Raw genomic sequence first — 22,295 nt, 5'->3', positions numbered from 1 at the left:
CTGTTGCGGCTCAGGATGTCTGCACATGCCGATGAGCGTGCGTCGGCTTCCCTGAAATCATGTCGCTTACCCGGCGGAATGTGGAGAAGATCGTCTACATGAATCTTGCCGAGCTCGTGATGCCGTCGGTCGCTCCAATGTTCAGGGACGTGCGTCTGCGAGCTTTCGAGCTCCGTGACGTTGGCATGATCATGGACCTGTCGACCGATCCGTACGTGCCAAAGATCGGGTCGCTAGTCGGCAAAGCCAGCCACGAGGATGCTCTCGCATACATCGAGCGGCAGCTCAGTCGCCTCGACACCGGCGTTGGTTACTCCTTCTGCGTGGCGGACAACGACACCGACGAGGCGATCGGAACGGCCGGTCTATGGCTCGCGCCTATCGGTGCAGGCCGGGCGACAGCGGGCTACTCCGTCGCGCCTCGCAGCCGAGGCCGCGGGATCGCAGGTCAAGCACTCATCGCGCTGACTCGGTTCGCCTGGTCCATATCGGAGCTATGTCGAATCGAGCTCTATATAGAGCCATGGAATGTGGCCTCCGTGCGCACGGCGGAACTCGCGGGATATGAGCGGGAGGGGCTCCTTCGAAGCCATCAGGAAATCGGCGGGAAGCGTGTGGACATGCTCTTGTATGCCGCGATCAGACAGATCGGCTAGATCCTCGCCGAAGATCCGCCTTCGCGGCCGAGCGAGCGTCGATCGGCCCGAAATATATTGCCGGACAGGGTATCTGCAAGCCGGACGCTGTCGTCATCTCCGGGACCGGTGATTACCTGGCGGGTGATGTCGTACACGAATTCTTGCTGGTCGTTGCCGTAGGCGCCCCACTGGAAGAGCAGCATGTCGTTGTCGAGGTCGACATCGGTCACGCGGTGGTCGGTATAGAACATGCTTATCGAGTCGATCGCGGTGGTGGCGTCGAGGTTGTCGAGCGCGCGGCCGTGGCTGTCCAGGTACCGCCGGAAGGCATCTTCGAGATCGAGGGCTCGCACCCGCGTTATTGTGCTGGAGCCTATGGCGGGCTTCTGCATGCGTCCCCGCAGTCTCGGGACGTCCGCAAATGCCGCTTACTGCGCGGGGCACACAGGTGCACTCGCGCGTACGCCGGTTAAGGGTCGCGGCGTTTCGAGAACTCACACAGCTCGGCCGAATACTTCATCTTCGACGACACGACTTCATCCTCCTCGAGGACGAAGTCCGGATTGCCGGGAACCCTGGATCATCGAGTGAGGATGTATCCGTCGTCTGGCCGGTGATCGCGGGAGCGGCGCAGGTCGGCGATGGCGAACGTGCGTTGCAACCAGCGGTCCGCGCCGTCGTAGCGAGGTCGGAAGGCGGTGCGCCCGTGGACGGTGACTCGGTTGTCGAGAATGGCCAGGTCGCCGGGTGTCAGCACCGTGGTGCGGGAGACAGCGTCGCAGGCTAGGCCGAATTCGTTCAGCGCTGCCTCGGCGCGCGGCGTCAGCGCGGTCGTCGCGATTGTGGCCATCCGGATGTCGGGGTCGTCGATAGCGCCGGACAGCAGCGGCTGCGGCGAGCGCGCGGCGTTGTCCGAGGGGAAAGAGGGCGGCGGTGCGGTGATGAATTCTGGTGCGAACAGCGTTTCCCGGGCCCCTGTGCTGAGCAGGGGCAGTGCTCGACGAATACAGGCGGTACGCAGACCGGCGACCCGGTCGTGGTCGCCACGAAGGCACAGCAGCAGCACATAGTCGGGTTCATGCAGGTGGAAAGCGTTCTCGTTGTGGAAGGTCAGCAACACCGAACCGGCGTTTCCCGAGAATGATTCCTTGCCACGCACCGGTACGACGTCCTGCACGAGAGCCCCGGACTTCTCGGCCAGATAGGCGATCGGGTCACCGAGCCCGCAGGCGATCATGGTGAGTACGGCAGCGGAGACGACCGCCGCACGCTGCACCGAATCCGGTGTCGAGGGTGTGGCGGGCTGCATCGTCTCGTCAACCGGCAGGCCGTGGATCACCAGTGACCCGAGTGGTCCCGAGTGTCGGCGGAACTGCCGAACACCGCGGCGCAGTCTCAGCGGTAACGCATCCCAGTAGTGACGGGCCCGCGCGAGACCCACGCAGGGTCGTCCACCCGGTCCTGATCTCCCGTGCACAAGGTACGAGCGTGTCGGTCGATTTCGGTTGTGTCAGTTGGGTTCAACTGCAGTACTCGAGGATACGGCGCTAGGCTGGGTCTGTGGCTGTAGTCATCGTCGGTGCAGGATTCGGTGGGGTGGCGATGGCATTGGAGCTCGTGCGCTCCGGTCACCATGATTTCGTCATCCTGGAGAAGGCATCCGAGGCGGGGGGAGTCTGGCGGGAGAACACCTATCCTGGTGCGGCATGCGACGTTCCGTCGCCGTATTACTCGTTCTCATTCGCCCCGAATCCGAATTGGCCGAGACGGTATTCGGAGCAGCGGGATATCAAAGACTACCTGAACCAGCTGATGGACGACTACGGTCTGCGCCCGCACATCCGGTTCAACACAGAGATAACCGGCGCGGAGTTCGATGCGACAACGCGACGGTGGCGAATCGAGACGAACACTGGCGAGATTTTGGATGCCGACGTGTTGGTGCCCGCCACCGGCCAGCTGTCCCGTCCGGCAATTCCGGCAATCCCGGGCCGGGAGTCGTTTGCAGGCGTCAGCTTCCATTCCGCGGAGTGGGATCACGACTACGAACTCGCCGGCAAGCGGGTGGCGGTCATCGGAACCGGCGCGAGCGCCGTCCAGTTCGTGCCGCGTATCCAGCCGGTGGTGGCCGACCTGACGGTCTTTCAGCGATCAGCGCCTTACATCTTGCCGAAGCCGGACGCCGCGTACGGTCGTCTGCACCGCTTGACTTTTCGGCGGAGGCCATTGCTGCAAAGCGTGGAGCGGCTGCTGTGCTGGTCGGGTGGGGAACTCGGCGCCTTGGGTCTTGCGGGGGCTCGAAGCATCCCCCGCTTGGTCGGCTGGATCGCGAAATGGAATCTGCGCATACAAATTTCGGACGAGAAACTGCGGGCGGCGCTGACCCCGGACTATCCGATCGGATGCAAGTGTGTGCTATTCGGAAACAACTTCTATGCCGCGCTCACTGAAACCAATGTCCACCTGGTGACCGGGCCGATCACCGAGCTCACCCCCCGAGGAATCCGGACTGCCGACGGTGTCGAGCACGAGGTCGACGCCATTATCTACGGGACAGGTTTCTTGGCGCAGGAGCTATTGGCGCCGATGAAGATCCGAGATCACAACGGTCGCGACCTGCACGATGTTTGGGCCGCGGGCGTGCGGGCCTACCTGGGCATCGCGGTTCCCGGATTTCCGAATCTGTTCATCATGTACGGTCCGAACACCAATCTCGGCTCCGGGTCGATCATCTACATGCTCGAACGCCAAGCGCGCTACATCCGCCAACTCATCGAGCATCTCGACGCTCGTCCGGGAACCGCGCTCGACGTTCGCGCCGACATCGAGCGACGCTATGATGCCGAGGTGCAGCGCAGGCTCGCCTCGACGGTATGGGCTTCCTGTGCGAGCTGGTATCGCTCCGAAACCGGTCGGATCACGGCGAACTGGCCCGGATTGGTCAGTGAATACGACCGACGCACCCGCCGAGTCGAGATCGCGGACTACCGGCTCATGTCGTAGGCAGAAGTTCCGGGCGGTCCAGCAGTGCCCGTGTCTCGTTCGAACCGGCTCGTTTCCCGACACCCTGCTACCGCGAGATCCGGCGACAGTGACCACCCGATGACGACATTCGTCGCTCTCGCCGCTTTCGCAGCGACCACGCTCTCAGTGTGCTGCAACAGCGAGGCCAACCCAGCGCCCTCCACGCCCGCGGCATCCAGCGCGGCGAACCTGGCCATCGCCCCCGACCTCGACCGCAACCACAACGGCATCGCCTGCGAATCGCCGTGCAGCGGGTCGGCCAACGACGCACTCCGCCCGGTGACAGCCGTGGAGCTGTAGCGACGGAGAAGGTGTAGGCGGCCAGATGGAGGCTGCATCCGGCACTCTGCTGGGCGGCCGAGGAGGAGGGTCAGGTGAGTCCGGCAACTTCTTGGGCGATGGCCGCGAGCCAGGACGGTGGTCAGCCAGTCGACGGTGGCCGAGTGCGCGGTGATCAACCGCTGCGCCAACGCCACCACTTCGCGCTGTCCGGCGGCGGTGGCGAGGGCTTTGATGTAGCGGGCGCGGTCGGCGTTCTCGGACAACTCGCGGCGCACCGCTTCACCTGGCCGCGATCCTGGAAGCCAAGGACCTCACCCTCGACCAGTGCCCTCGGTTCAGGCGACCTCGAACAGCCCCGCTGCCCCCATTCCGCCGCCGACGCACATGCTGACGACCACATAGCGCACGCCTCGGCGGTGGCCCTCGATCAATGCGTGGCCGACCTGTCGTGATCCGGTCATTCCATATGGGTGGCCTACGGAGATGGCGCCACCGTTGACATTGCAGCGCTGTGGGTCGATGCCGAGTTTGTCGCGGCAGTACAGCGCCTGAGAGGCGAAGGCTTCGTTGAGTTCCCACAGGCCGATGTCGTCGACAGTGAGGTGGTGGCGCTGGAGCAACTTGGGTATGGCGAGAACCGGGCCGATACCCATCTCGTCAGGTGCGCATCCGGCGACAGCGATGCCGCGATAGACCCCCAGTGGCGTCAGTCCTCGACGTTCGGCCTCGCGGGCTTCCATCAGCACGCAGGCAGATGCCCCGTCCGAGAGTTGAGAGGAATTGCCGGCGGTGACGCTGGCTCGGTCGGTGAGTTGTCCGTCTGCCAGTACGGTCCGTAACTTCGCCAGGTCGGCCGCGGTCGTCGTCGGGCGGTTTCCTTCGTCATGACCCAACGTCACCACTTCTTCTGTGGCGGAATCACCGTCGGCGGCCACTGTTCTGACTGTGGTGATGGGGACGATCTCCGCGTCGAACCGCCCGGCTGCCTGGGCTTCGGCGGTTCGCCGCTGGGATATGAGCGCGAACTCGTCTTGTGCCTCGCGGCTCAAGCCATATCGTTCAGCGACCAACTCGGCCGTGTGCAGCATCGGCATATAGATATCGGGACGATGCTCCACGAGCCAAGGATCCTGCGCACGATACAGATTCAGACGGTTGTTCTGGACCAGCGAAATCGATTCGACGCCGCCGCCGATCGTGGTTTGCATCCCATCGACGACGATTTGCTTGGCCGCGGTGGCGATAGCCATCAGGCCGGAAGAACACTGGCGGTCGATACTCATGCCCGGCACCGATTCGGGCAGACCGGCACGGAGCACCGCCTGCCTGGCGATATTGGGTCCGGAGGAGCCTTGCTGCAGTGCACAGCCGAGGACGACGTCCTCGATCTCGGTCACGTCGAGGCCGGCTCGCCGCACGGCGTGAGAGATCACGTGACCAGCCAATTCCTGGGCCTGGGTGTTGTTGAACGCTCCGCGGTACGCCTTGGCGATCGGCGTGCGGGCGGTGGAAAGAACAACGGCTTCTCGCATAGCGTCTACTTTCTCGAACATGACGTCAACCTCAAGTTGAGGTCGCCGGGTGATGCTTCGGTTCTCGGATGAGGAACCGGCTCGACCCGATTCTTACGGTTGGGAGGGGGAAGACAATCTGAGGGAATTCGCCCACAGCCGGGTGGTGAGTGACACCAGATCGTCGAGGGTGCGCGGCCGCCCGGGGTCGCCGTCCTCGGAGGACACGAAATACCAGTACGCGATGCGGCTGACCATGGCCGACAGCGCCCACGAGGTGAAGATCGGATCCAGTTCGTCGTCGATCGCACCGCGCGCCTGCAATTGTTCGATACTGTGCGCGTTGCGGAGAACGAATGCGTGCGCGCGTTTGCGTCGTAGATCCCGGAATTCCGGCTCGATCTGGACGACCTGTTCCAGGATCGCCATCAACGCGGCATTGCGTTCGTAGGCAGTGAAATAGGCGCGGTTGCTGGCCTCGATGACCGCCCATGGGTCGTCGTCGTCGCTGACGTGCGGCGCACCCGGGTGCATCATGTCTTCTTGAGCCTGCTCCAGCACCGCCGCGAAGATTTCTTCCTTGCTCGCGAAATAGGTGTAGAAGGTGCCCGTCGAGCAGTTGGCCTCCATGGTGATGTCGGCCAAGCGTGCGTCGAGGTAGCCCAGGCGCTCGAAGACCGTGCGAGCCGCGGCGATCAGTGTCGACCGGGTGCGTTGACCGCGTTCGGTGGTCGGCAGCTCGCGGAGCAAGGCCTTCGGCACCATCGACGGCGGCTCGGATTCACGTCCCTGGGTTGATGACGACATAGCAGTAGTTATACGGGACCGGTTGTCTCTCATCGGACAAGCCTGAATCCGGACCGCCCTGTGCCGACAGGGCCCGGTATGGACGGGTGAGTTCATTTCCTCTCCTGCACCGCCACCGGCAACGCGAGCTCGGCCAATTCCCGTACGACTTCCGCCCGGTGGCGTGTCTCGTCCTGGCGTGCCCGTTTCGGGCTCCATCGGCCGCTCATTACCAGCGTCAGCGGGATAAAGACGAGTTGACCTGCCAGACAGACCAACCACCAGCGCTGCCACTGCTCGGGATTGCGCCGTTCGGCTTCGGCGACGACCGGGCCGTGAACTCGGAGGAATTGCTGGTCCCCCGGTGGAATCGGGTGTTCGGCGAGTTGCCGGATTCGCGCTCGCGCGTCCGGTTCGTCGGCGGCGGTGCCACTGGCCAGCAGTTGGGTGACCGCATCGTCATGGGTGCGCGGATCCGAGGCCCCGCCGGCCAGCGCCGCTCGAGTGGCCGGGGCCAGGTGATCCAGGGTGGTGAGCTGGGACCGATATGTGGTGGCGAGCCGCGAGACCTCGTGACCTTGGTCGGCCAGGGTGGACACCGCGGGCAGCATCAGCCCGAATCCGGCCAGTGCGGCGGTGACAACGAGCCTGTTGATCCATGCCCACAGCGCCAGACCGGTCGCCGTGGCAGCCGGATTGTGGCGTTCCACGGTCTCGGTGAAGCCGGCCATCCAAGTGCAATACGCCAGCCCGGTCCCGACGCCGAGAACGACGAGCACGACCGCGAGATGGTGGTAGGTGGTGTCGGGACGTGTGGCCAGCCCGGCGAACTCCGCCACCGCACCAGCGCTCAGAACGCCACCGACGACCATGAGCGGCTTCCGAACCCGAATCCGGTCCGAGATCGCTCCACTGAGCGGGAGGGTGATCGCAATACTGATCCAGAACCATTTGGCCAGCGCGTTGGCCCGCGCCTCCGAATAGCCGAAGACGGTGACGAAGTAGACGACGAAGAATCCGACGGCGATGTAATAGAAGATCAGATACACGCTGATCGCCCCCGCTGAGGCGAGGATATCGAGGCGCAGCATCTGTCGCCAGTGCCCGCGCACGGCGCGGGCGGGATCGATCTGTCGTGCGCGTGCCTCGATCAACTCTTTATCACGCACACTGACTATGATTTGATCGCGCAGCCTGGGCTCCAATTCACGCAAACCGAGTAGGGCGATCACGGCCACGGCCAAGCCGATTATCCCGCAGACCCGGAACTGGAACTGCCAGTCGGGGTGCGAGGCCGCGGTGCGGCTCGATACGGTGGTCACCAAGATGCTGCCCAGGACCGGTCCCAGCGTCCAGTACCCCATTGCCGAGGCTCGGCCGAGTTGCGGTGAGAAGTCGCGGATCAGCGCCGGGGTGGCGACGAGGACGACCCCCTCCACCACGCACAGCAGGACGAACAGGCAACCGTACATGCCGAAATTCGATGCCGCGGGCAGACCGAACAGCACCAGCAGCGCGGTGATCAGCAGGCCGGCGACAACGAGGTTGGCGCGTCCCCACCGATCGGCCAGCCCGGCGGCAAGCGAAGTGAAAGCGCCGAGGAGATTTCCGATCACGGCAATCGCCACGAATTCGCCGAAGGAGACGCCGAATGTGCCGATTATGGTTGTTGCGACTGCCCCTTGGACATACAGCTCGTAATACAACACGACGGTGCACAGTACCGTGATAGCAAGGTACGAGTATCGCTTCGGCCCAGACGGGTAATGATTCAACTGGCGGTGCCACAGCCGGTTCAAGGACATCACGTGTTCTTTCTTTCGGCAGTACTCTGCGAACCGGTCCGATTCGTGAAAAGCGCCTGCAAGTCACGCTTGACGATTTTCCCGGACGGCCCTTTGGGTAATTCATCGATGATTCGGATGACGCGGGGATATTTGTACGCGGCGACACGTCGACGGCAGAATTCGATGATTTGCTCCGGCTCGGCATGTGTACCGGGTCGTAGGGTTACCACGGCGTGCACTTCCTCGCCGAGCCGGGCGTCGGGGACCCCGATCACGGCAGCCTCGACAATGGCGGGGTGGGCGTAGAGGATCTCTTCGATCTCGCGTGGATATACGTTGTACCCACCGCGGATGACGAGGTCTTTCTTGCGGTCGACCACGAAGACGTATCCGTCCTCATCCCGGTAGCCCAGATCTCCGGTATGGAGCCAACCGCGGGTGAAGGCGGCGGCAGTGGCGTCGGGGCGACGGTGGTACTCCTCGATCACATTGTGTCCCGCCACCACGATCTCGCCGATGTGGTCCGGTCCCGGAGGGAGAGCATGGCCCTGGTCATCGACGATACGCAGTTCGACACCCCAGATCGGTTTCCCGACCGACCCGAACCGTTGGTCACCGGGTTTGTTGACCGTGGCCGAGCCCGCGGTCTCCGACAAGCCGTATCCCTCGACGATCGGGACGCCGAATCTCTGCTCGAATCGGGTGTGGATCTCCGCAGGCATGGCCGCGCCGCCGGACGCGCCGATCCGCAGTCGCGACAAATCGAATCGAGAGGAGTCGGCCCTCAGCAGCTCGAAGTACATCGTCGGTACGCCGAGCACGATGCTCACCTCGTCCTGCTCCATTTGGCGCAGGGCCTCACCGGCACGGAATCGGCTCATCACCGACAGCGCGGCGCCCGAACGCACCGTGGCGTTGAGCATCCCCAGGCCGTAGACGTGGAACATCGACAGGCCGCCCAGAGCGATATCCTCGCGGCGGAGGCCGACCGTCTCCGCCGAGAGCGTGCAGTTCATATACAGCTGGAAGTGTGTGAGTGGGGCGCCCTTGGGTTCTCCGGTGGTGCCACTGGTGTACAGCAGCACCGCTGTGTCGGTTGCGGAGGTCGGCTCGATCTCGCCGACACCGATCCCCGCCGCGACACTGGCACCGATCAGTAGCTCGCGATAGGACCGCACCTGCGCCGGCAACGCCGCCGAGGCTTCGCCGACCGCGAAGATGGCAGCGTTGCCGGCCAGTTCGACGCCCTCGCGGACATCGTCGAGAAACCGGTGATGGGCCAGCACGGCGCGTGCGCCGGAGTCGGCGAGAAGGTAAGCCAGTTCGCGAGCCTTCAGCAGTGGATTGAGCAGTAGGACCGTGGCCCCTGCTTTGAGAGCGCCGAAATAGGCGACGACGAATTCGGCGCCGTTCGGCAGCGCGATCGCAAGCACCGATCCCCGCTCGATACCCTCGCGGGCGAGCCCGCGAGCGAACCGGCTCGACTCGTCGTCGATCTCGGCATAGCTCATCGGACGGCCGTCGATAAGCAAACAAGGCGCTTGCGGGGCGGTGGTGCGCGATTCACGCAGGATGACGGCCAGGTTGAAACTCATAACACGACCAAGGCGAGTATCTCGGCCACGCAGGCCGGTTTCGGTGCCCCCTCGATCTGAATCGTGTGCCGCATCGTGAGTCGGGCTCCGTCGGGTAGCTCCGACACGTCGAGCAGTTCGGCGCGGTCACGCAGCCGCGAACCGACCGGGACCGGGGCGGGGAATCGCACTCTCTGGGTGCCGTAGTTCACCCCCATGCGGGCGCCCTCCATCGAGAACAACCGCTGGCTGAAGTACGGGATGAGCGACAGGGTCAGGTAGCCGTGTGCGATCGTTGCGCCGAACGGGCCGCTTGCGGCTCGTTGCGGGTCGGTATGGATCCATTGATGATCTCCGGTGGCTTCGGCGAACCGGTCGATCTGTTGTTGCGTGATGGTGTGCCAGTCGGTGATGCCGACAACTTCGCCTACAGCGGCGGTGAGTTCGTCGAAATTGGCGAATACTCGCATCTGGGTGCCGTTCTACGCGGGGAGGTCCAGCAGGGTTGCCAGGGTGGCGTGGTGCGCCTCGGCCGAACCGAGTGCCAACTGGTCGGCTTTGGCGCGCTTCAGATATAGATGGGCCGGGTGTTCCCAGGTAAAGCCGATGCCGCCGTGCAACTGGATGGCCTCTTCGGCGGCTTGTAGCGCGGTACGGGAACAGAACGCCTGGGCCACGCTGACGGCGATCGGAGCGTCGCGATCCGCCTCCGCGACACAGCTCACGGCGTACCTGGCGGCCGCACGGGCCTGGCCGAGGTTCACGTGCAGCTCGGCCAGCCGGTGTTTGACCGCCTGGTAGGAGCCGACGGGACGGCCGAACTGGTATCGGGTTTTGACGTATTCCACGGTGGAGTCGAGACAGTAGGCGGCGATTCCGACCTGCTCGGCAGCCAAAATTGCGGCCCCCACCGAGAGTGCGCGGCGCAGTGCGGCTTCGGCATCGTGTCCGTGGACCAGCAAGGTGGCCGGTGCCGATCGCAGTCGCAGTGCCGCGATCGGACGGGTGAGATCCAACGACGTCACCAATTCGATGCCGACACCATCGGAGTCGGCATCGACCAGGTAGACGCCGACGCTTCCGTCGGCCGTCTGGGCGGGCACGAGAATCCGCTGAGCCGGTGCCAGATCGGCGACCGCGTTGACGGTGCCGGTCAATTCGAGGCCGTCCGCGTCCACGGTGGTCGCGATGCCACCGGTGGGTGACGCGGTCAGGGGCACCGCCAGCGTTGTGAGCGTCGGTCCCGCGGCGATCGCGGCGAGCAGGTCGAGTGTGTCGGGCCGCTGCGGCGTGCCGAGCAGGGTGGCGGTCGCGAGAACTGTGCCCAGGTAGGGCAGCGGCGCGACAGTTCGGCCGATCTCTTCGGCGACCACCGCGACCTCGCGCCATGTGGCGCCGGCTCCGCCTGCTTCTTCGACGATCGGCAGACCGGCGAGACCGATCTCGTGTGCGAGAGTCACCCAGACCTGGTGGGCATAGGGCTCGTCGGTCTCGATCCGGGCCAGGATCGATGTCGCGGAGGCCGCCTCGGACAGGAAGGCGCGCACGGTGGCGCGCAGGTCGTCTTCGTCCGCGCTGTAGAGCAGATGATCGGCCGGTTGCCGGGTGGCGTTCATCGGGGCAGGTCCTTCCAGGCGACGGTGGTGTCGTGGCGAGTCTCAGCGGGCAGGCCGAGCACCCGCTCGGCGATGATGTTTCGCAGAATTTCGCTGGTCCCGCCCTCGATCGAATTGCCTTTGGCGCGGAGAAACCGGTATCCGGCACTGCGGGCGCGGAAATCGACCGTGGCCGGGCGGCGCATTTCCCAGTCCTCGTAGCGCAGCGCTTCCTCGCCGAGCAGATCCAGTTCCAGCGATGATGCTGCTTGGTTGATGCGCGCGAAGGCGATCTTCGCGCCGGCTCCTTCGTTGCCGGTGCGGCCGGAAGCGAGCAGACGACGCTGCCGCTCGCCGGCCAAGCGGGCAACTTCGGCTTCGACCCACAACGCGACAAGCCGTTCTCGCAGACCAGGTTTACGCAGTTCGGGGCGCTGCCGCCAGAGATCGGCGACGATGCCGATCATGCCGTCCTCGCGCGGCGCCGCGCCGCCGCCGATGAAGACGCGTTCGTTCATCAGCGTGGTCATCGCCACCGACCAGCCTGCCCCCACCTCGCCGAGGCGATCGGTGTCGGGGATGCGGGCTTCGGTGAGGAATACCTCGTTGAATTCGGCCTCGCCGGTGGCCTGACGTAGCGGGCGGACCTCCACGCCGGGCTGGTCCATGTCGCACACGAAGTAGGTCAGTCCGCGATGCTTGGTCGCTCCGGGGTCGGTGCGAGCCAGCAGTATCGCGAATCGCGCTTCGTGGGCCATGGAGGTCCACACCTTTTGTCCGGTGACCACCCAGTCGCCGCCGTCGCGGGCCGCCCGTGTGGCGACCGCCGCCAGATCCGAGCCGGCATCAGGTTCGCTGAACAGCTGGCACCAGACCTGTTCTCCGGTCCACAGCGGTCGCAGCCATCGCTGTTGTTGTTCGGGTGTGCCGTGCGCCAGGATGGTCGGCGCGGCCATTCCCAGGCCGACGCCGATTCGTCCGGGATCGTTGCCGGGTGCGTCGGCGAACAAGGCGTCGACGAGAGGTTGCAGCGCTCGCGGTGCGCCCAGACCGCCGAGTCCTTGCGGGTAGTGAATCCACGCCAGCCCGGCGTCGAATCGTGCTCGCAGGAAAGCCAGTGGTTCGATCTGCCGCGGATCGTGATCGCGGAGGAATTCGGCCACATGCTTTTCGATTTCATCGATGGTGGGATTCACGCGACCGGACCTCCGGCGACGTAAAGCACCTGGCCCGAGACGTACCCGGCTTCTTCGCTGGTGAGGAAGGCGATCGCGTGGGCGATGTCCTCCGGCGAGCCGACCCTTCCGACCGCGATCTTCGCCGCCATCGTGGCTTTCATTTGGTCGAAGTCGATGCCGGTGCGGGCTGCCGTTGCGGCGGTCATGTCGGTTACGGTGAAACCGGGGGCCACGGCGTTGACCGTGGCGCCGAACCGGCCGAGTTCGATGGCGAGGGTTTTGGTGAATCCCTGCAATCCGGCCTTGGCGGCGGCGTAATTGGCCTGTCCGCGGTTGCCCAGGGCCGAGGTGCTCGACAGGTTCACGATTCGCCCCCATCCGGCATCGGTGATGTGCTTCTGCACCGCGCGCGACATCAGGAAGGTTCCGCGCAGGTGGACGCCGACGACCGTGTCCCAGTCATCGTCGGTCATCTTGAACAGCAGGTTGTCGCGAGTGACCCCAGCGTTGTTGACAAGTACGGTCGGTGGTCCCAACTCCTCGACGACCCGGCCGACCGCATGCTCGACCTGACCGGGGTCGGCGACGTCGGCGCCGAAGGCCATGGCACGCCCGCCGGTTTCGACGATGGCCCGCACGGTGTCGGCGCACTGGGCGGAGTCGAGATCGAGCACGGCCACGGCCATGCCCTCGGCTGCGAGCCGGATAGCGGTCGCGGCGCCGATGCCGCGCGCCGCGCCGGTGACGATCGCGATGCGCGCGGCCCGAATAGAAGAATATGTCATTGATTACCTCGAATAGATTGCTGGAGTGAATATTTCGACGCGATGGCGCCGCGGTTATCAGTCATTGATCGCGGATAGGCCGTGCGCGGCGATGGGCTCGACCAGTGCGCCGATGTGCTCGAAACCGGAGCCAACCGTCTTGCCCTGGCGGTAGCGGAAGTGGATCCCTTCGAGAATCGCGGCGACCTTGAAGAACCCGAAAGCCAGGTACCAGGACAGGTCGGACAGGTCTGCGCCGGCCCGTCGGCCGTAGCGGCGCAACAGCTCCGCGGACGACGCGAATCCGGCCTCCGCGCTGACCCCGCCGGCCAGTGGGTTGCCGGGCATCTCTGCCAGCCCATCCCAGTACGCCGCGAACAACCCGAGGTCGGCCAAGGGGTCGCCGACCGTGGACAGCTCCCAGTCCACGATCGCGGCCAGCGAATCGTCGTCGGCCACAATGGTGTTGTCGAGCCGGTAGTCGCCGTGCACCACCGCGCCGGCCCGATCGGGTGGGACCGCGCCCATCAGCCGATCGCGCAATCGGCCCAGGTCGGGCAGCTCCCGGCTGCGGGAGGCGGCTAGCTGCTTGGACCAGCGTTGCAGCTGCCGGGTCAGATAGCCCTCGGGGTGGCCGAGTCCTTCCAGGCCGACGGCGTGTGGCTCGATGGTGTGCAGTTCGGCCAGCGCGTCGATGAGCGCGAACGATATGCGGCGCGCCCGTACCGGTCCGAGGTCGGCGGTGTCGGCACCGGTGCGATAGACGGTGCCCGCGACATCACGCATCAGATAGAAAGGTGCGCCGATGAGATGCGGGTCATCACACAGGAGCACGACCTCCGGCACCGGGACTGCGGTGGGCGCCAATGCCGACATGACCCGGTATTCGCGAGCCATATCGTGCGCGGTGGCCAGCACGTGGCCCAGCGGTGGGCGACGCAGTACCCAACTTCGAGTGCCGACGGTCAGGCGATAGGTGAGGTTGGAGCGGCCGCCGGAGATCAGCTCGATGCGCAATTCGCTCGTATCGATTTCGGGGAGTTCGCCGGCCATATATTTTCGAAGGGCATCGAGATCTACCCCGATGTCACCGGAGGGTGAGGTGAAAGTTTCGGTCACGATGTTTTTCTCTCTTGCTGCGGGTCACCGCATCCAATGGGTGGAGCGGGGACGTCGCCAGATCGTCGTGGGCCGGTTCGGGGTCGGCGGCAGCTGCGGGAACACCCCGAAGCGGGTGGCGAGTTCTTCCGCGGTGGTGGCGGCATCGCCGTGCACGATGCCGTCGATTCCGGCGAGGTGGGCGCCGTCGATGTTGTGCGGCAGATCGTCGATCATGACGACGTCCGCGGGCTCGACGCCGAGCTTCCGGCAGGCCAGCTGGTAGATCGCTCGCGACGGCTTGCGTAGTCCGACCTCGCCCGACACGATGGCGACATCCACCAGCGTGTCGAGAGCGACGCCGTCGTAGCAACCACGTCCCAGTGAGTTCGACACCAGCGCGACCGGATGCCCCGCCGCCTTGATCCCGGCGATCAGCTCGATCATCGCGACATCGGGTTGGATGCCCGCTCGCATACGCCGCAGCAAACCCGTGGCCTCGACGGTCCCGCCGTGCTCGGTGAGGGCGGTAGCCATGACCGTTTCGAAATGCTCGTCCGTCAGGCGGCCGGTCTCGAATTCGATGAAAGCCGAATTGACGAGTGGATCGGAAGCAAGGAGACGGAACGGAAGCTCAGGTGCGACACCGATGCTTCGCGCGAATGCTCGGAATCCCTCGAACACGCTCGTCGTCAGCACTCCGCCGAAGTCGACGAAGATGGCTCGGGTCTTCATGTCGTCGATCTCCGATCAGCGGGGGCAACCGCCGAGGGTCGGAACCGGCCGGCGTCGCCGAGTAGCTGGCCACCGTCGACCACCAATGTCGTTCCGGTGACCCAGGACGCGGCCTCGGAGACGAGAAAGACGATGGCGGCGCCGATGTCGTCCGGTTCTCCGATTCGCGCCATCGCCGTGGCACCCGCTACCTCGGCTTCGTGCTCTTCCCACAACGCCCTGGCCAGTTGGGTACGGACCACACCGGGCGCGACCGCGTTCACTCGGACTCGCGGGCCGAGCTCCAGCGCCAGCTGCTCGGTGAGGTGAACGATGGTGGCCTTGGAGGCGTTGTAGAACCCGAGGCCCGCCTCGTGGAGGAATCCGCCGATCGAGGCGGTGTTGACGATCGCTCCCCCGTGCTCGCCCATCCATGCCTCGACAGCCAATTTCGTCCACAGGATCGGCGCCCAGACGTTGACGTCGAAGGTCTTGGCGAACCGGGCTTTGTCTTGATCGACGAGTCGGCCGAAGGCCGGATTCGTGCCGGCGTTGTTGATCAGGATATCGATGCTGCCGTAGGTCGCGAGTGCGAAGTCGATACATCTTCGGGCAGCGTCTTCGTCGGCGACGTGTGCGCCGAATCCCACCGCGCCCGCGCCGATTGTTTCGGCGGCTGCCTCGGCGGCCTCCTGTGACCGCGACGTGAGGATCACTTCCGCTCCCGCCGTCACCAGCGCGCGGGCGGTAGCCAATCCGATTCCCCGCGAACCGCCGGTGACGATCGCGGTCTTCCCGCTCAGTTTGTCGATGCTCATGTCATGCCTGCCCGTCGTGTTCACCGCGACCGCAATGCTTGGAAAGCGGGATCTCGCCGTTGTAGATAGCTCGTCACGCCTTCGGCGGCGTCGGGGTGGCCGAAGGACTCGAGCATGAGCCGGTCGGCCTCGACGGCAGCGAATTCGAATTCGGTGTGCAGGCTCTTGTACACCTGTCCCTTGATGACGCTCATCGAGCTCGGCGAGCTGAAGGCGGCGAGCTCGGCGGCATAGTCCACGGCAACCTGGACCAGGTTCTCCTCGGCCACCACACGATCGGCGAGGCCGAGTCGGTAAGCTTCCTCGCCGCTGACCACCCGGCCCGACAGCAGGAGGTCCAGCGCCTTGCTCGTTCCGATCAGGCGCGGCAGCAGCCAGGCGATTCCATATTCGGCGATCAGACCGCGTCGCGCGAATGCCGTGGTGAATTTGGCCGTGGGGGTTGTGAAACGAAGGTCGCAGTACAACGCCTCGACCAGGCCCAAACCGGCCGCAGCGCCGTTGACGGCGGCGATCATCGGCTTGCGCATCGTCAGCGGATACCACCGTGGCCGCAACCGCTCGGGCGGTCGCAGGTCGTCCGTGGTGCTGGCGTCGTGCAGGTCGTCCAGATCCGCACCGGCGCAGAAGCCGCGGCCTTTCCCGGTGACAACGATGGACCGCACCTCGGGATCGCTGTCGGCGTCGTCGAGGAGTTCGAAGTATCGCTGCTCCAGCTCGTCGTTCCACGCATTGAGGCGCGCGGGCCGATTCAACGTGAGAACGAGCACGGCGCCGTGCCGCTCGGCGAGCACCGGCTGGTCGGTCTCAGCACGCTCCGGCTGACTCATCTCTGTTCCTTTCCTTCGATCGAAGCGGATCGGGCGGTGGCACGGTGCTTGCGCAGTTCGTGTGTGGCGATGGCGCGTTTGTGCACTTCGTCGGGACCGTCGGCAAGGCGCAACGTGCGCAGGCTCGCCCAGAAGCGGGCCAATGGCACATCGTCGGTGACCCCGGCTCCGCCATGGACTTGGATTGCGCGATCGACGATGTCGAGCGCCATGCTGGGTGCCGCGACTTTGATGGCAGCGATCTCGGTGCGGGCGGCCTTGTTGCCGACGGTGTCCATCATCCAGGCCGCCTTGAGAGTCAACAGCCGGGTCTTCTCGATCTCGACGCGCGCTTCGGCGATCCAGTCCTGAATGTTGCTCCGCTCGCTGAGCGGCGAGCCGAAGGTGACGCGGGCGTCCGCACGCCGGCACATGAGTTCCAGCGCCCGTTCGGCCACGCCGATCGCCCGCATGCAGTGGTGGATGCGGCCCGGTCCCAGCCGGGCCTGGCTGATCGCGAAACCCTCCCCCTCCCCTGCCAGCAGGTCGGTAGCCGGTACGCGCACGTTGTGGAACACGATCTCGGCATGTCCCTCGCGGTCGAGGTAGCCGAACACGGGAAGACTGCGGACGATCGTGACGCCCGTGGCGTCCATCGGCACGACGACCATCGACTGCTGGCGGTGTACGGGTCCGGTGGGATCGGTTTTACCCATCACGATCAGCACGGCGCAGTTCTTGTGCATAGCGTTGGAGGCGAACCACTTCCGGCCGTTGAGCACGTACTCGTCGCCGTCCCGCTCGATGCGCAGCTCGATATTCGTGGCATCCGAGCTCGCCACCGCCGGCTCGGTCATCGCGAACGCCGAACGAATCGTGCCCGCCAGCAGCGGTTTCAAATACTTCTCGTGATGCTCCGCGGTCCCGAAGAGCGTCAGCACCTCCATGTTCCCCGTATCCGGGGCGGCACAGTTGCACGCCTCGGGAGCCAAATGCGGACTGCGACCCAATATCTCAGCGAGCGGGGCGTATTCGAGATTCGTCAGACCCGGCCCCCACTTCGGGTTCGGATGAAAAAGGTTCCACAATCCGCGTCGGTGAGCCTCGGCCTTGAGCTCCTCGAGAATCAGCGGATGATGATGCGGATCTCCCGACGCACGGATCTGTTCCTCGTACACGGCCTCCGCCGGATAAATGCGTTCGTCCATGAACGCCAGCAGATCGTCCTGATACCGCTTCGCGCGGTCGGACAAATTGAATAACTCCACGAAACTCCCTTATCGAGCAAACGGCCGGACCCGGCCTGTGAATTATTGGATCTCGGTCTACTTGAACATGAGGTCAGGTTCAATAAATTGGGCAAAGGTCTCTCGCAAGGCCCTTCGCTGTGCTCAGCCCGCCTGTAGCGCCCCGTCGACCAGCGCGGTGACCAGCGTCGAGGCCGCGGCCACGCTCGCCCGGCGACCGGCGACGATGTCGGCGTAGAGAATCGACTCGCCCAACCTGACCACCCCGTATGCGAGAGTGTCCAGATCTACCAGCGGACGCAATCCGCCGGTGGCGACGTCTCGCTCCAGCAACGTCCGTACCGCGGTGACCATCCTCGGCTGCATCGCACCCATCGGATCGGTCAGCGCCCGAATAGCGGTCACCGGCTCCTCGGCCAGCAACTTCTGCAGCGCCGGATCCCTACCGGCACGAGCCGCGTGATCGGTCATGATCCACACGCTGCGCAGTACACCGTCACGATCGCGCACCCGCTCCCCCCAGGCGTGCCGCCAACGTTCGGCCGATGCGGCCAGACTTCGCTCAGCCAGCCACCACAACGCCGCACTCAGGATTTGATCGCGGTTGCCGGCCCGGCGGAACAGCGTGGCTCGGGAAATATGCAACTCGGTCGCCAGCGTGCTGAGATCGAGACGTTGTCCCGCCACCATGGACGCGACCGCGCGCTGAACTATGTCATCTTTGGCCACCGGCATGTCCCATACCGTATGCCGATGTCGGCGCCTGACCGATGTCGCTCCTACCGATTCCCTTCTGGTCGGCGACGATCCGCTCGACCGTTTCGACAGCACACCGACGGTTGTCGCCGACACCTCCGCGGGCGCCGCGCTTGGCCCAGCCCACCACGTACAGCCCGGCGATCGGCGCACCGGTGTCCGAGGAGACGACTCTGCCGCGGCGGTTCGATACGACCCCTGCGTCGGTGAACGGAACACCGGCCATCGGGGTGGAGGTGAAACCTGTCGCGTGGATGACGGAATCAGCGACGAATGTTCGCTGTTCGGCGGTTTTCAGCTGGACGCGACCGTCGACCGCACGCAGCGACGTGACCTCGTTTCCGAACCACAGCGTGACCGCCATTTTCCGGGAACGCGTCCTCGGCCTCGGATTGCCGGCCAGCTCGGCGAACAACCGCTGCACGGGATCGGCAGAGCCGATGTCGGGTGGCGCCCCGTCGAGGGCGATGCTCAAGTCGATGTCGAGTTCGGTCAGTTCGTGCACAGCCGAGAATGTGAACGACGGGCGCTGGACCGGTGATCGAGCGACCACGATCGCCTGTGTGATCGGCTCCCCGGCACGGGTGACGATGTGCCGCTTGGCGATCGCCGCCGCGACATCCAACGCCACGTTGCCGCCGCCCACGATCAAGGCCGTCGGGCCGTGGAGCAGCCGTGCGGCCATGCCTCGCCGCACAGCGCTGTTCGCTGCCGACAGAACGGTGATGGCCTGATGCGTCCCGGATATCGGTGATATTCCGACCGCCCGCGGACTGGAGGCGCCGAAAGCCAGGACGACCACATCGAACTCCCGTCGCAGAGCGGCGATCGACACCTCGACACCTACGCGGACATTCGTCCGTGTCTCCACCCTGTCGTCGGAGAACGGGACATCGAAGAGTCGGATCATATTCCGGATACCGCGGTGCTCCGAGGACACCGCCGTGCACAACAGCCCTCCGACCTCGGTGTGCTGTTCGAACACGGTGATCCGAATCGAGCTCGATCGTTGCAGCAGCTCGCGCACCGTATACATGGCAGCGGCTCCGCCGCCGACGACGGCGACCCGCAACGGTCCGTCGGCCCGTGGGAACGCCTGCGGCAGGCCGAGAGGTCTCGGGACGCGCGACCGGGCCACCGGAATGTCGGCGAAGAAATCGCGAGTACGCCGCGCGTAGAGACGCTGCGAATCGGTGAGTTCGCTGTCCGCTCGAATGGCTCCCGCAGGGCAGGCTTGGACGCATGCCGAGCAGTCGATGCAGGTGGCCGGGTCGATGTAGAGGTGTTCGACGATGTCGAATTCCGGGTCTTCCGGTGTCGGCCGGATGCAGTTCTGGGGGCACACGTGGACGCAGGAAGCATCTTTGCAGCAGTGCCCGAGGATGACGTGGGTCATGGCTATCCGTTCAGAGAAGGTTCGACTTGCGATAGATCCATCGCGCGAATCCGTTCAGCAGATCTTCTTCGTCCAAAAAGGCCACCAGCGACGCCGCGGCGCGCCGGTACATCATTCGGTGATGTTCATTGCCGCCGATTTCCGCTCTGACCGACCGCCATTCCATGCCGAGGCCACGGTATATCCGCCGGTTGATCAGGCCTTTGGCGATGAGGTGCGTGCCGACCGCGATCAGTATCGTGCTGAGACAGCGTCGCGTCCGTGATATGCCCGTCAGGTGGTCTCGAATTCTCTGGCGCGCGAACGCCATATGCCGCGATTCCTCGACCACATGCACGTAGGAGGTGCGACGCACCGTCTCCGCGACCCTGTCGTCAGCCATCCAGTCTCGCTGCATGACATCGAACATCTCCTCGCCGGCCAGCACGATCGCGTAGGCGATCTCACCCCACGCGAAGTTCCGGAACAACCAACCGGTGAAGATCAGTGAGCGATCCAGGCGATAGTGTCCTGCCTCGAGCCGGTCGATCGCATCGGCGAACATGAGCGAGTGCAGATTCTCATCAGCACACTCGTTGAACAGGAATTTCACATCCGGCCGAGTCGGATCGGCGCTGTGGTTCCGGCGCAGCAAGACGATTTGCAGCGCGACTTCGAGCCAGATCGCCACGCCCAGATAGTGGGCTACCTCGCATCTCGTCAGTTCCCTCCTGGCGGCTTCGGACATGCGCGTCCAGGTCGGCGTACCGAAAAGCGGAGACCACTCGGGAGTCATGCCGTGGCGATCGTGATCGGTGTCCTCGAGGTCGATTCGTCGCAGATCGAACGAGAGGCGTTGCGCCGACCGGAGAAGATTTTCGTACACCGGCGCGGATTGTTCATGTAAAGCCATGGCAGCTCTTCCCGCTCGCGCTGACGGTGTCAGCTCGCGCAGTTTCCCGGCGCCGGTTGGCCTGCCAGCCTGCGCCCCAGCCAATCCACTGCCGCGTTCCCACCGAGCGCGGCCGCGGCGATGTGGTCGGCCATCGGAAGGGCATGCCATTCCACCGCATTGCCCAGGCGGCACCAATCGGAACGAAGGTGCGAACCGAATTCGTAAGAGACGATGTCATCGTTGACCCCGTGGAACAAATAGACCGGGTAACCAAGCGGTCGGGTGCCCAAGCGGTCTTCTGCTAGGCGCGCCTGCCACTCGGGCGTATCGAGCGGATCGCGGGTCACCATTTGGTTCAGCGATTTGCCCTGGCCGGCGATGAGGTTGTCCACGACGCAGCCGGTCCGGATCTTTTGCGCGAAGCTGCGCCCCTCGTCGGTCAGATAGGAGTCGAGCCGCAGTTCGGGATAAGCCGCGTCGTGCCCTATCGCGATCATGAAATACGCGGCCGGATTGGCAAGCTTGCCGTGTTGCTTCACGGCGTCGGTGAGGGTGTCGGCAGGGACGCCACCGACGGCCAGCGCCTTGATCCGCAGTTCCGGCGCGTAGTCATCGGACAGCTCGGCGGCCCAGGAGCCGGCGTGACCGCCTTGTGAATATCCGACAATTCCCACCGGAGATTCCGCGCCGACACCCCGCGCGTTGGCTTCGGGCAATCGCTCGGCCGCGCGAGCGGCATCCAGGACCGCTGTACCCTCGGCGCGTCCGACGAGGTAGGTGTGGTCACCGGGAGTTGCCAGTCCTTGGTAGTCGGTGACCACGACCGCCCAGCCTTTCTCCAGGATGCCGCGGATCTCCCGCGGACCACCCGTGGCCGAGGGCGCGCACTGATCGCCCATTCCGACCGTCCCGACGGCGTAGGTCACCAGCGGCCGCGTCCCCACGTGCCCGTCTCTCGGGATGAAGATTCTGCCGGAAACGACATTCGGGTTACCGAGCGCATCGGTCGAGCGGTAGAGAATCTTCCATCCGTCGACCGGGGCGGGTATCCCGGGGACGAGATCGAACGTGGACGTCTCGACATGAACCACATCTCCGGGCGAGCTCGCAACACCGGGATCTTCGGCTCGGGCGACGCCTGCGCCGACCAGCGGGCTGGTCACCAGTACGGCTGTGAACACGGCGGAGATCAACCGTTGCTCGAGCGGCTTTCGCGTCCAGGGGAGGATGGACTTCATTGTTCTCCTCGAAACTTGTTGTGCGGCAGAAGGTTCGATCCCGCAACGGCCTGAAGATGCGCGGAACGCCTCGTTCGCGACGGAATACACATCATGAAACACTTGACTGGTATGTTTCACAATCCTTGATTTTTATAACGATGAGTGGTATTGAGCCGCGCTTGGGATTCATCCTCAGCGGGCCGCGGCCCACCCGAGCCGCGAGA

General features: G+C 64.8%; 22 protein-coding genes and 1 pseudogene. 3 read left to right on the top strand and 20 right to left on the bottom strand.

Going from position 1 to position 22,295, the window contains the following annotated elements:
- The first annotated feature begins 80 nt into the window (after positions 1–80).
- Complete coding sequence (locus ACFU5M_RS08295; RefSeq protein WP_379045805.1) at positions 81–656, top strand: GNAT family N-acetyltransferase; 576 nt, start codon at positions 81–83, stop codon at positions 654–656.
- Here ACFU5M_RS08295 and ACFU5M_RS08290 read toward each other — a convergent pair.
- Both ACFU5M_RS08290 and ACFU5M_RS08285 read right to left on the bottom strand, forming a co-directional pair.
- Complete coding sequence (locus ACFU5M_RS08290; RefSeq protein ID WP_379045802.1) at positions 653–1,030, bottom strand: hypothetical protein; 378 nt, start codon at positions 1,028–1,030, stop codon at positions 653–655. The two genes, ACFU5M_RS08295 and ACFU5M_RS08290, sit on opposite strands and share 4 nt — an antisense overlap.
- A 188-nt stretch (positions 1,031–1,218) precedes the next feature.
- Positions 1,219–1,947 carry a TauD/TfdA family dioxygenase gene (locus ACFU5M_RS08285; RefSeq protein ID WP_379045799.1) on the bottom strand — a complete coding sequence of 243 codons (729 nt, stop codon included), beginning with the start codon at positions 1,945–1,947 and terminating at the stop codon, positions 1,219–1,221.
- 251 nt (positions 1,948–2,198) lie between these two features.
- Between ACFU5M_RS08285 and ACFU5M_RS08280 the strand changes: the two genes are divergently transcribed.
- Both ACFU5M_RS08280 and ACFU5M_RS08275 read left to right on the top strand, forming a co-directional pair.
- Complete coding sequence (locus ACFU5M_RS08280) at positions 2,199–3,641, top strand: flavin-containing monooxygenase (RefSeq protein WP_379045796.1); 1,443 nt, start codon at positions 2,199–2,201, stop codon at positions 3,639–3,641.
- A 99-nt stretch (positions 3,642–3,740) separates the two neighbouring features.
- Entirely contained in the window at positions 3,741–3,962 is a 222-nt protein-coding gene (locus tag ACFU5M_RS08275) for a hypothetical protein (RefSeq protein ID WP_379046011.1), read from the top strand.
- 107 nt (positions 3,963–4,069) lie between these two features.
- Here the strand turns inward: ACFU5M_RS08275 and ACFU5M_RS08270 are convergent.
- From ACFU5M_RS08270 to ACFU5M_RS08185, 18 genes and pseudogenes are all read right to left on the bottom strand, one after another.
- Positions 4,070–4,192 (bottom strand): annotated as a pseudogene (locus tag ACFU5M_RS08270) (ferritin-like domain-containing protein); the annotation flags it as partial.
- Between the two features lie 87 nt (positions 4,193–4,279).
- The gene (locus ACFU5M_RS08265; RefSeq protein WP_379045999.1) at positions 4,280–5,476 is read right to left on the bottom strand and encodes an acetyl-CoA C-acyltransferase; all 1,197 of its coding nucleotides are present in this window, start codon (positions 5,474–5,476) and stop codon (positions 4,280–4,282) included.
- 93 nt (positions 5,477–5,569) lie between these two features.
- Positions 5,570–6,220, bottom strand: coding sequence for a TetR/AcrR family transcriptional regulator (locus ACFU5M_RS08260; protein ID WP_379045996.1), 651 nt, complete (start codon positions 6,218–6,220; stop codon positions 5,570–5,572).
- A 134-nt stretch (positions 6,221–6,354) separates the two neighbouring features.
- A complete protein-coding gene (locus ACFU5M_RS08255; protein WP_379045793.1) occupies positions 6,355–8,046 on the bottom strand; it encodes an MFS transporter in 1,692 nt (563 codons plus the stop codon).
- Entirely contained in the window at positions 8,046–9,623 is a 1,578-nt protein-coding gene (locus ACFU5M_RS08250) for a long-chain fatty acid--CoA ligase (RefSeq protein WP_379045790.1), read from the bottom strand. Before ACFU5M_RS08250 ends, ACFU5M_RS08255 begins: the two co-directional genes overlap by 1 nt.
- Positions 9,620–10,072, bottom strand: a complete 453-nt coding sequence (locus ACFU5M_RS08245) for a MaoC family dehydratase (protein ID WP_379045787.1) — start codon at positions 10,070–10,072, stop codon at positions 9,620–9,622. The genes ACFU5M_RS08250 and ACFU5M_RS08245 overlap by 4 nt, the downstream gene beginning before the upstream one ends.
- A gap of 12 nt (positions 10,073–10,084) precedes the next feature.
- Positions 10,085–11,218, bottom strand: a complete 1,134-nt coding sequence (locus ACFU5M_RS08240; protein WP_379045784.1) for an acyl-CoA dehydrogenase family protein — start codon at positions 11,216–11,218, stop codon at positions 10,085–10,087.
- A complete protein-coding gene (locus ACFU5M_RS08235) occupies positions 11,215–12,393 on the bottom strand; it encodes an acyl-CoA dehydrogenase family protein (RefSeq protein ID WP_379045781.1) in 1,179 nt (392 codons plus the stop codon). The genes ACFU5M_RS08240 and ACFU5M_RS08235 overlap by 4 nt, the downstream gene beginning before the upstream one ends.
- Positions 12,390–13,160: a 3-oxoacyl-ACP reductase FabG gene (gene fabG, locus ACFU5M_RS08230; protein WP_379045778.1), complete on the bottom strand. Its 771-nt coding sequence runs from the start codon at positions 13,158–13,160 to the stop codon at positions 12,390–12,392. Before fabG ends, ACFU5M_RS08235 begins: the two co-directional genes overlap by 4 nt.
- 57 nt (positions 13,161–13,217) lie before the next feature.
- Positions 13,218–14,258 carry a phosphotransferase family protein gene (locus tag ACFU5M_RS08225; RefSeq protein WP_379045775.1) on the bottom strand — a complete coding sequence of 347 codons (1,041 nt, stop codon included), beginning with the start codon at positions 14,256–14,258 and terminating at the stop codon, positions 13,218–13,220.
- A 24-nt stretch (positions 14,259–14,282) separates the two neighbouring features.
- Positions 14,283–14,972, bottom strand: coding sequence for an HAD family hydrolase (locus ACFU5M_RS08220; RefSeq protein WP_379045772.1), 690 nt, complete (start codon positions 14,970–14,972; stop codon positions 14,283–14,285).
- Positions 14,969–15,769 carry an SDR family oxidoreductase gene (locus ACFU5M_RS08215; protein WP_379045769.1) on the bottom strand — a complete coding sequence of 267 codons (801 nt, stop codon included), beginning with the start codon at positions 15,767–15,769 and terminating at the stop codon, positions 14,969–14,971. The genes ACFU5M_RS08220 and ACFU5M_RS08215 overlap by 4 nt, the downstream gene beginning before the upstream one ends.
- 20 nt (positions 15,770–15,789) lie before the next feature.
- A complete protein-coding gene (locus ACFU5M_RS08210) occupies positions 15,790–16,599 on the bottom strand; it encodes an enoyl-CoA hydratase-related protein (protein ID WP_379045766.1) in 810 nt (269 codons plus the stop codon).
- Complete coding sequence (locus ACFU5M_RS08205; RefSeq protein ID WP_379045763.1) at positions 16,596–17,846, bottom strand: acyl-CoA dehydrogenase family protein; 1,251 nt, start codon at positions 17,844–17,846, stop codon at positions 16,596–16,598. Before ACFU5M_RS08205 ends, ACFU5M_RS08210 begins: the two co-directional genes overlap by 4 nt.
- 123 nt (positions 17,847–17,969) lie before the next feature.
- Positions 17,970–18,560, bottom strand: a complete 591-nt coding sequence (locus ACFU5M_RS08200) for a QsdR family transcriptional regulator (protein WP_379045760.1) — start codon at positions 18,558–18,560, stop codon at positions 17,970–17,972.
- Positions 18,541–19,977: an FAD-dependent oxidoreductase gene (locus ACFU5M_RS08195; protein WP_379045757.1), complete on the bottom strand. Its 1,437-nt coding sequence runs from the start codon at positions 19,975–19,977 to the stop codon at positions 18,541–18,543. Before ACFU5M_RS08195 ends, ACFU5M_RS08200 begins: the two co-directional genes overlap by 20 nt.
- A gap of 10 nt (positions 19,978–19,987) precedes the next feature.
- Positions 19,988–20,788 (bottom strand): diiron oxygenase, encoded by an 801-nt coding sequence (locus ACFU5M_RS08190; RefSeq protein WP_379045993.1) that lies wholly within the window; start codon positions 20,786–20,788, stop codon positions 19,988–19,990.
- Positions 20,789–20,898: 110 nt separating this feature from the next.
- On the bottom strand, positions 20,899–22,089 hold the full coding sequence (locus ACFU5M_RS08185; protein WP_379045754.1) for a lipase family protein: 1,191 nt from the start codon (positions 22,087–22,089) through the stop codon (positions 20,899–20,901).
- Positions 22,090–22,295: the final 206 nt, after the last annotated feature.

It is taken from the genome of Nocardia sp. NPDC057455, from assembly GCF_042802775.1.
GTDB lineage: Bacteria > Actinomycetota > Actinomycetes > Mycobacteriales > Mycobacteriaceae > Nocardia.
Note: the sequence above shows the minus strand (reverse complement) of the source record. Positions and strands in the feature narration are given on the sequence as shown.

Excerpts from the sequence above, each read along its gene's own strand:
- ACFU5M_RS08250 (WP_379045790.1), bottom strand. The coding sequence starts at position 9,623 with ATGAGTTTCAACCTGGCCGTCATCCTGCGTGAATCGCGCACCACCGCC.
- ACFU5M_RS08240 (WP_379045784.1), bottom strand. The coding sequence starts at position 11,218 with ATGAACGCCACCCGGCAACCGGCCGATCATCTGCTCTACAGCGCGGAC.
- ACFU5M_RS08245 (WP_379045787.1), bottom strand. The coding sequence starts at position 10,072 with ATGCGAGTATTCGCCAATTTCGACGAACTCACCGCCGCTGTAGGCGAA.
- ACFU5M_RS08220 (WP_379045772.1), bottom strand. The coding sequence starts at position 14,972 with ATGAAGACCCGAGCCATCTTCGTCGACTTCGGCGGAGTGCTGACGACG.
- ACFU5M_RS08290 (WP_379045802.1), bottom strand. The coding sequence starts at position 1,030 with ATGCAGAAGCCCGCCATAGGCTCCAGCACAATAACGCGGGTGCGAGCC.
- ACFU5M_RS08200 (WP_379045760.1), bottom strand. The coding sequence starts at position 18,560 with ATGCCGGTGGCCAAAGATGACATAGTTCAGCGCGCGGTCGCGTCCATG.
- fabG (WP_379045778.1), bottom strand. The coding sequence starts at position 13,160 with ATGACATATTCTTCTATTCGGGCCGCGCGCATCGCGATCGTCACCGGC.
- ACFU5M_RS08210 (WP_379045766.1), bottom strand. The coding sequence starts at position 16,599 with ATGAGTCAGCCGGAGCGTGCTGAGACCGACCAGCCGGTGCTCGCCGAG.
- ACFU5M_RS08215 (WP_379045769.1), bottom strand. The coding sequence starts at position 15,769 with ATGAGCATCGACAAACTGAGCGGGAAGACCGCGATCGTCACCGGCGGT.
- ACFU5M_RS08255 (WP_379045793.1), bottom strand. The coding sequence starts at position 8,046 with ATGTCCTTGAACCGGCTGTGGCACCGCCAGTTGAATCATTACCCGTCT.
- ACFU5M_RS08285 (WP_379045799.1), bottom strand. The coding sequence starts at position 1,947 with ATGCAGCCCGCCACACCCTCGACACCGGATTCGGTGCAGCGTGCGGCG.
- ACFU5M_RS08265 (WP_379045999.1), bottom strand. The coding sequence starts at position 5,476 with ATGCGAGAAGCCGTTGTTCTTTCCACCGCCCGCACGCCGATCGCCAAG.
- ACFU5M_RS08185 (WP_379045754.1), bottom strand. The coding sequence starts at position 22,089 with ATGAAGTCCATCCTCCCCTGGACGCGAAAGCCGCTCGAGCAACGGTTG.
- ACFU5M_RS08260 (WP_379045996.1), bottom strand. The coding sequence starts at position 6,220 with ATGGTGCCGAAGGCCTTGCTCCGCGAGCTGCCGACCACCGAACGCGGT.
- ACFU5M_RS08275 (WP_379046011.1), top strand. The coding sequence starts at position 3,741 with ATGACGACATTCGTCGCTCTCGCCGCTTTCGCAGCGACCACGCTCTCA.
- ACFU5M_RS08195 (WP_379045757.1), bottom strand. The coding sequence starts at position 19,977 with ATGACCCACGTCATCCTCGGGCACTGCTGCAAAGATGCTTCCTGCGTC.